Genomic DNA, 6,859 nt, shown 5'->3' on the forward strand with positions numbered 1-6,859 from the left:
GGAGGGGCCGCGCAGCCCGGCGGCGCGGGCGCTCACCGCCCGCGCGCGCCGGCTGCTGCCCTGATCAGGCCGCCCGGACCGGGGCTACTCCGGCTCGTCGGGCCGGTCCGGCATGCTCGTGCTCTTGGCCGCCTTCGCCAGGATCAGCGCGCCGACCAGCAGCTTCCGGCCCCGCCGCAGCGGACGCGGAAACCGGGCACGGCGGACGGACGGCCCGATCTCGGGCTTGACCGGCCGGGGCGTGCCGAGCCGTGTCGGACGGCTCCGGCCGCGCAGCGTCACCGACCGGCCGACGTCCCACTCGTCCGACTCGGCCAGATGCGCCAGATCGAGGACGGCCGCCGAGGCCAGCACCCGGCCCGGCTCGTCCTTCGCCAGGTCGCTGAGCCGGGCCGCCTCGTTCACCGGATCACCGATCACGGTGTACTCGAACCGCTCCTCCGCGCCGATGTACCCGGCGACGACCTGGCCCGCGGACACGCCGATCCCCGCGTCCAGCATCGGCACCTCGGCGCGCAGCCGCACCGCCAGCTCGCGGGCCGCCCCCAGCGCCCCGCCGGCCGAGTCCTCCAGCTGCGTCGGCGCCCCGAAGATCGCGAGCGCCGCGTCCCCCTCGAACTTGTTGATCCAGCCGCCGTGCCCCGCGACGACCGTCACCACGATGCCGAAGAACCGGTTGAGCAGCTCGACCACCTCGTCCGGGCTGCGCGTGTCGGCGAGCCTGGTGGAGCCGGTCAGATCGACGAACAGGACGGCCACCTCCCGTGTCTCGCCGCCGAGCGTGATGTCGCCGCGCTCCAGCGCCAGGTCCGCGACCTCCTCGCCGACATGCCGTCCGAACAGGTCGCGGAGCCGTTCGTTCTCGCGCAGCCCCGCGACCATGTGGTTGAAGCCGGCCTGCAACTGCCCGACCTCGCTCGCGTCGTACACCGCGACCTCGGCGCGCAGATCACCGCGCTCGACCTGCGCCATGCCCTTCCGGACGGACTTGATCGGGTCCGCGATCGCCCGGGTCGCCATGTAGATGACATAGACCCCGGCGAGCAGCGCCGCCCCGCCGAGCCCGAGGATCGTGATCGCGAGCTGCCCGACGTTGATGCCCGGTGCGGCCAGCGCGGCGATCGCGACGCAGATCAGCCCGAACACCGGGATGGCCGTGCCGAGCATCCACGCGAGCATCACCCGCGTCGTCACCCCGGGCAGGCGGAACTTCTTCGGACGCTCCCTGCCCAGCACCAGCGCCGCCGCCGGACGCAGCAGCCGCTCCGAGAGCAGATACACGATCGTGCACGTCGTGGCCGCGCCGAGCAGGCACGTCAGCCCCGTCTTCACGGCCAGCCGTCCGGTGAACAGGGCGAGGTCGAGCACCGCCCAGCCCGCGGCGCCGACCGTCCACAGCGCGCCGATGAGCAGCGTCAGCCGCAGCGGCCCGAGCAGGACGGCCCGCCGCTGCCGCCGGTCGGGTCCTCCCCCGTCCCGGACGAACGTGACGACGGGCCGCCACAGCCGCAACCCCAGGAGCAGCGCCACCGGAGCGGCCACCACCGGATAGCTGAAGAACGCCACCGCGTTCACCATGTGCACGTAGTCGCGATCGTCCAGCGGCGGATCGGGCACCACGAACGTCGCGAACAGCAGCACCACCAGCGCGCCGACCACGTTCGCGACGCCGACCACGACCAGCAGGACCCAGCGCACACGGATCTCTAGCATGCTGGTCACGTGCGCCTCCGGGGGGATGGAACCGCCTTGGGGGGATCATCCCATGACGGTCAGGCGCTGGTACTCTCCACGGCGACCTCCATCCCCGCTTCCTGCGAGCTCCGCCGGGCGAACGGCCAGCCGACCACCACGAGCGCCGCCCACGCCCCCATCACGTACAGCGCGACCCGCGTATCGGCCTCCCACGTGATCGTCACCGTGACGAACGCGAAGAACGCCAGCACGAGCCAGTTGGTGTAGGGCGCCCACGGCATCCGGTACGGCGCCTTGGGCAGCGCCCCGGCCTCCGCCTTCCGCCGGTAGACCATGTGCGCGACGAGAATGACCGTCCACACCAGGAGGGCGCCACCGGTCGACACGGAAGTGATGTAGTCGAACGCCTTCTCCGGGACGACCGCGTTGACGACGACCCCGATGCCCATGACGAGCGCCGAGATGACGACCGTCAGCACGGGCACCCCGCGCTCGTTGAGCCGTCCGAGCACCTGGGGACCGTCGCCGTTCACCCCGGCCGTCCGCAGCATCCGGGACGTCGAGTACAGCCCGCCCGCGTTGCAGGACGACAGGGCCGCGGTCAGCACCACGAAGTTGACGATGTCCGCCCCGCCCGGAATGCCGATCTTGTCGAAGGCCAGCACGAACGGGCTCGCCCCGCCCTTGAACGCCGTCCACGGCACCACCGCCAGGATGACCAGCAGCGACCCGAGGTAGAACAGCGCGAACCGCAGCGGCAGCGCGTTGATCGCCCGCGGGATGTTCTTCTCCGGGTCCTTCGCCTCGCTCGCCGTCACACCCACGAGCTCGACGCCCAGGTAGGCGAACATGACCATCTGCAGAGTCATGATGGTCGCGCCGGCCCCCTCGGGGAACACGCCGCCGTGCCCCCACAGGTTGCTCGGGCTCGCCGTGTCCCCGGCGTCGCTGAACCCGAAGACCAGCACCCCGATCCCGACCAGGATCATCATCACGATCGCCGCGATCTTGATCATCGCGAACCAGAACTCGAGCTCACCGAAGAGCTTCACCGAGACCAGGTTCACCGCGAACAGCACCAGCAGCGCGACCAGCGCCGTCTGCCACTGCTCGACCCCCGGCCACCACTTCTGGATGTACTTGCCGGCCGCGGTCAGCTCCGCCATGCCGGTCGTCACCCAGATGATCCAGTACGTCCACGTCGTGGCGTACCCCCAGAACGGACCGAGGAACTCCCGGGCATACCCGGCGAACCCTCCCTCCGCCCGCCGGTACGTCAGCAGCTCACCGAGCGCCCGCATGACGAAGAACAACGCCAGCCCCGCCACGGCGTACGTCAGGACCAGGCTCGGCCCGGCCTTGGCGATGTTCTCCCCGGCACCCAGGAACAGCCCGGTCCCGATCGTCCCGCCGATCGCCAGCATCTGGATCTGGCGGGTGCCGAGCCCTCGTTGGTAGCTCTCGGCACTCTGGTCTGGGAGCTTTGCGACCACACCGACCTCCCTCGCATCTATGACCGTCCTTGCGGAACGGTGCAACCCTCCGGTCACGCACGGTTGCGCAACCTGGACAGAGTAGGACCCCAAGCTGCAAACGCGTAGCACCCGCCACAACCGGTACCAGCTCTACCCCGGCCGCCCCGCCCGTTAACGAGTTGGCGCCGTCCTCGGCCATCGCGTATGCTCTCGGACGTGCCAAAGACCGGGTAACCACCCGGCCGGCACACCCCTCCGAAGCCACTAAGCTCGGAACAGCAAGGTCCTGTGGAGCAGCTAGGAGTGCTCGCCACCCTGTCAAGGTGGAGGCCGCGGGTTCAAATCCCGTCAGGACCGCCAGACGTGCGGATGCACGTCCTGGGCAGGTAGCTCAGTCGGTACGAGCGTCCGCCTGAAAAGCGGAAGGTCGGCGGTTCGACCCCGCCCCTGCCCACACCTACGACCAGCAAGACGCCCCGGAGCCATGTGGCCCGGGGCGTTGCGTTTGACGGCAACGGACGTCATCAGGAAGCGGACGGTCAACCTCGCAGTATGAGCTAGAGGTTATATTGGTCGGGTGCCCTGGGACGTCATCCTCCTTGAACCGGTTGAGAGCTGGTTCCTCAAGCTGTGTGAATCCGAGACGGACACCGCAGCCTTGATCGAGCAGGCCATCGACAGGCTGGCCGAGGTCGGGCCGACGCTTGGACGACCGCTGGTCGACACACTGGAACACAGCGAGCTACGCAACCTCAAGGAGCTGCGGCCCGGCAGCCGAGGCCGATCGGAGATCCGCATGCTGTTCGTATTCGATCCAGATCGGGCAGCGATCTTCCTAGTGGCCGGAGACAAGGCCGGGCAGTGGTCACGCTGGTACGACGAGGCGATCCCACTGGCCGAAGCCCGCTACGCCGAGTACCGGGCGGCGAAGGACAAGGAGGCCGGACGATGAGCACCGGACGCCGCTGGCAGGACATCAAAGCCGAAGCACACCGCCGCAACCCCGAACTGGCCGACCCCGAGCGCCAGGCCCAGGCCCGTGCCGAACTGGACGCCTACGTCGCCGGCCACCACCTCAAAGAACTCCGCAAGGCCATCGGCAAGACACAAGCCGAGGTCGCCCAGATCCTCGGCGTCAGCCAGTCCCGCGTCTCCCAAATCGAGAACGGCGACCTCGAAGCCATGGAGCTGGAGACACTCCGCGCCTACGCCACCGCACTCGGCGGCCACGTGGACATCACCGTCAGCGTCGGCCCCCACTCGATCAAGGTCGCCTGACAGCACTGACCGGTGACGGCAACCCTGACGGCAACGATGGCCACCAGACAGCACCGTGGGCGCACGTTGGGCACCGTCTGACCTTGGTGGATGGGCTGGCGGCAGTGTGGTTGCCACTTCTGAAAAGCGGAAGGTCGGCGGTTCGACCCCGCCCCTGCCCACACCTCTCACCAGCGCAAACACCCCGGAGCCACACGGCCCAGGGGCTTTGTTTTGACAGCAACGGATGATGCACCGTGGCGGACGGTCGAGACTCACAGGATCTAGTCACACCCCCTGCCAGGGCACCCCAAGGATCCAAGGGCTGGACAGACTCGGTTTCGAGACTTACCGTCGATGGTATATATCATCAAGAGTATGTTCGAGATCGAGATGGAGCCTGAGGTCGTCACGTGGCTGGACACCTTAACGTTCGCTCAGTATCAGCGCGTCATGCGCAACGTGGACGACTACCTGGTCGACCGAGGTGACATGCTCGATGGCGACCACACCAAAGCACTGCGCGACGGCGTCCGCGAACTGCGCTTCCACCTGGAGGACACCGCATGGAGAATCACGTACTGGCTACCGACCGGGCCTGGCCGCTTGATCGTGTTACTGACGGTGTTCCAGAAGGTCCGTAACGATGCGCAACCACGTGACGTGGAGCGAGCGGTGAACGCACGACGGGTCTGCGAGACGTCCCACATAGGACCGGCAGACCATCTCTACGAGAGGAGCGAGTGATGCCCGGGCACACCAAGTGGAAGCTCGACCGTGAGCGGCGGCTGCGTGAGGGAGCGGCCAGCCACCCCGAGTACGACCTGGCCGGTCTTGACCTTCGGCTCGGCGACATGGTCCGCGAGCGCCGCAGGGAACTGGGACTCACCCAGGCAGAAGTGGCCAAGCTCGCAGGTATAACACAGCCGGCACTGTCGCGCATCGAGGGCGGCGGAGGCGTGCCGACCCTGGCGATGCTGGACCGGATCGCCAAGGCCATGCACACCACGTTCACCATCACTGTTGGAGAGCACGTAGCAGCCTGACCCAACGCCCCCGGCTGCTCCGAGTCGGCCCGATGTCGCAGGGCCAGACCGACTGACAGCAACGGTGACAGCAACAGCGGCGGCCACCCCCAGCCACCAACGCACGTCGCCAGCCATCCAACCTTGGGCAACGCTCCCCCAGCAAGGTCGTTGCTATAGCTGAAAAGCGGAAGGTCGGCGGTTCGACCCCGCCCCTGCCCACATCATTTGACCAGCCAAAAGGCCCGGAAGCAATCTCGGTTCCGGGCCTTTTGACAGCAACGGCCTCAGCCGAGCGCATCCCCCAGCTTCCGAAGCGCCGCGCGCTTGTCGTCGAGGGACGTGTGCGCGTAGATCGTCATCGTTACTTCGATATCGCTGTGCCCGACGATGTCCCGGACGACGTCCGGCGCGATGCCCGGGTGGAGTAGCAGCGAGACGCAGGTGTGCCGCATGTCGTGGAAACGCATCGACTCCAGGCCGACGGCAGTCCGGACGCGGCCCCAGCTACGGCGAAGGTTGTCCGGCTCCATGGGCGTACCGCGTCGGGACGGGAAGACGAGGCCGTTGTCCTCCCAGTCTGCCAGGCGTCCGCCCGTTCGGCCGTCTGCTTCACCTTGTGCTCGCACAGAGCCGTGTTGCAGACGGGAGGCAACGGGACGGTCCGCTCGGAACGTCGGTCTTGGGACGGACGAACCGCAGCGCTCCCCCGACCCGTTGAAGCGTCCGCGCGACTTCCCGCGTGGCGCTCTCGACGCCGCTACCGGCGCAGGTCCGGCACTCGGCGCCGTCCACCTCACCGCCCTCACCGTCGCAGGCCCGGCAGCCGACAAGGGTGACGTCCTGCCGCCGCAGGCCGAGGCAGAGCGCCAGGACGTACAGCGCGTAGAGCCGTTCGTCGCGGGCCGTCTTGAGGACATCGCGCGCCTAGTCGACTGTGAGCCCGCGGTTCACCTTGTACTTGGGCGCACCGACCTTCACGAGCTTGGCCACATTTCGCGGGATGACCTCCTCGCGGACGGCCGACTCCAGCGCGTTGCGAAGCACGGCGTGAATCGATTGGACCAGCGGATCGGGCGGCCGGTGGCCTGGTCCAGGTGGGCAGGGGCGGGCAGCGGTGACGGTGCAGGACGCGGTGGACGGTGGAGGGGTGCAGGCCGAGCCGGGAGGCGATCCGGGCCCGGCCGGCGGGAGACGCGCAGGCCGATGATGCGGCGTTCGGTGCGGCGAGGCAGGCGGGCCGGGCTGTGGTGCGGGCGGCTGGACCGGTCGCTTCCCTGCTGCCGGTACTGGCCCACCGTGCCGCGGTGGTGTGCGACACCTGGAACCGCCCGGCGCAGCGGCCAGCCCTCGTCCACGTCGCACCGGGCCAGGCCCAGACGGCCCAGCTCGGTCAGCGGGGCATAC

At 68.7% G+C, this 6,859-nt stretch carries 7 protein-coding genes, 2 tRNA genes and 1 pseudogene; 6 read left to right on the forward strand and 4 right to left on the reverse strand.

Annotation, left to right across the window (positions count from 1 at the left end; genetic code table 11):
• Positions 1–84: 84 nt before the first annotated feature.
• Together AF1_RS31120 and AF1_RS31125 are read right to left on the reverse strand one after the other, a co-directional pair.
• Entirely contained in the window at positions 85–1,713 is a 1,629-nt protein-coding gene (locus tag AF1_RS31120; protein ID WP_084263502.1) for an adenylate/guanylate cyclase domain-containing protein, read from the reverse strand.
• Between the two features lie 59 nt (positions 1,714–1,772).
• Positions 1,773–3,188 (reverse strand): amino acid permease, encoded by a 1,416-nt coding sequence (locus tag AF1_RS31125; RefSeq protein ID WP_207394009.1) that lies wholly within the window; start codon positions 3,186–3,188, stop codon positions 1,773–1,775.
• Between the two features lie 264 nt (positions 3,189–3,452).
• Here AF1_RS31125 and AF1_RS31130 point away from each other — a divergent pair.
• The 6 genes from AF1_RS31130 to AF1_RS36730 all read left to right on the forward strand — a co-directional run bounded on the left by AF1_RS31130 (position 3,453) and on the right by AF1_RS36730 (position 5,473).
• A tRNA-Asp gene (locus tag AF1_RS31130) sits at positions 3,453–3,530 on the forward strand.
• Positions 3,531–3,550: 20 nt separating this feature from the next.
• Positions 3,551–3,624: transfer RNA gene (locus tag AF1_RS31135), tRNA-Phe, on the forward strand.
• Between the two features lie 123 nt (positions 3,625–3,747).
• Positions 3,748–4,122, forward strand: a complete 375-nt coding sequence (locus AF1_RS31140; RefSeq protein ID WP_067807573.1) for a type II toxin-antitoxin system RelE/ParE family toxin — start codon at positions 3,748–3,750, stop codon at positions 4,120–4,122.
• Positions 4,119–4,448, forward strand: coding sequence for a helix-turn-helix domain-containing protein (locus tag AF1_RS31145; RefSeq protein ID WP_067807575.1), 330 nt, complete (start codon positions 4,119–4,121; stop codon positions 4,446–4,448). Before AF1_RS31140 ends, AF1_RS31145 begins: the two co-directional genes overlap by 4 nt.
• A 357-nt stretch (positions 4,449–4,805) precedes the next feature.
• Positions 4,806–5,174 (forward strand): type II toxin-antitoxin system RelE/ParE family toxin, encoded by a 369-nt coding sequence (locus AF1_RS31150; protein WP_242608755.1) that lies wholly within the window; start codon positions 4,806–4,808, stop codon positions 5,172–5,174.
• Positions 5,174–5,473 carry a helix-turn-helix domain-containing protein gene (locus AF1_RS36730; RefSeq protein ID WP_067807581.1) on the forward strand — a complete coding sequence of 100 codons (300 nt, stop codon included), beginning with the start codon at positions 5,174–5,176 and terminating at the stop codon, positions 5,471–5,473. Before AF1_RS31150 ends, AF1_RS36730 begins: the two co-directional genes overlap by 1 nt.
• 266 nt (positions 5,474–5,739) lie before the next feature.
• Here AF1_RS36730 and AF1_RS36735 read toward each other — a convergent pair whose 3' ends face one another.
• The gene (locus tag AF1_RS36735) at positions 5,740–5,985 is read right to left on the reverse strand and encodes a tyrosine-type recombinase/integrase (protein WP_067807585.1); all 246 of its coding nucleotides are present in this window, start codon (positions 5,983–5,985) and stop codon (positions 5,740–5,742) included.
• 534 nt (positions 5,986–6,519) lie between these two features.
• Positions 6,520–6,849 (reverse strand): annotated as a pseudogene (locus AF1_RS34970) (IS481 family transposase); the annotation flags it as partial.
• Between the last annotated feature and the right edge of the window lie 10 nt (positions 6,850–6,859).

This window comes from Actinomadura formosensis NBRC 14204 (genome assembly GCF_001552155.1).
Lineage (GTDB): Bacteria > Actinomycetota > Actinomycetes > Streptosporangiales > Streptosporangiaceae > Spirillospora > Spirillospora formosensis.

Excerpts from the sequence above, each read along its gene's own strand:
- AF1_RS31120 (WP_084263502.1), bottom strand. The coding sequence starts at position 1,713 with ATGCTAGAGATCCGTGTGCGCTGGGTCCTGCTGGTCGTGGTCGGCGTC.
- AF1_RS31145 (WP_067807575.1), top strand. The coding sequence starts at position 4,119 with ATGAGCACCGGACGCCGCTGGCAGGACATCAAAGCCGAAGCACACCGC.
- AF1_RS31150 (WP_242608755.1), top strand. The coding sequence starts at position 4,806 with ATGTTCGAGATCGAGATGGAGCCTGAGGTCGTCACGTGGCTGGACACC.
- AF1_RS36730 (WP_067807581.1), top strand. The coding sequence starts at position 5,174 with ATGCCCGGGCACACCAAGTGGAAGCTCGACCGTGAGCGGCGGCTGCGT.
- AF1_RS36735 (WP_067807585.1), bottom strand. The coding sequence starts at position 5,985 with ATGGAGCCGGACAACCTTCGCCGTAGCTGGGGCCGCGTCCGGACTGCC.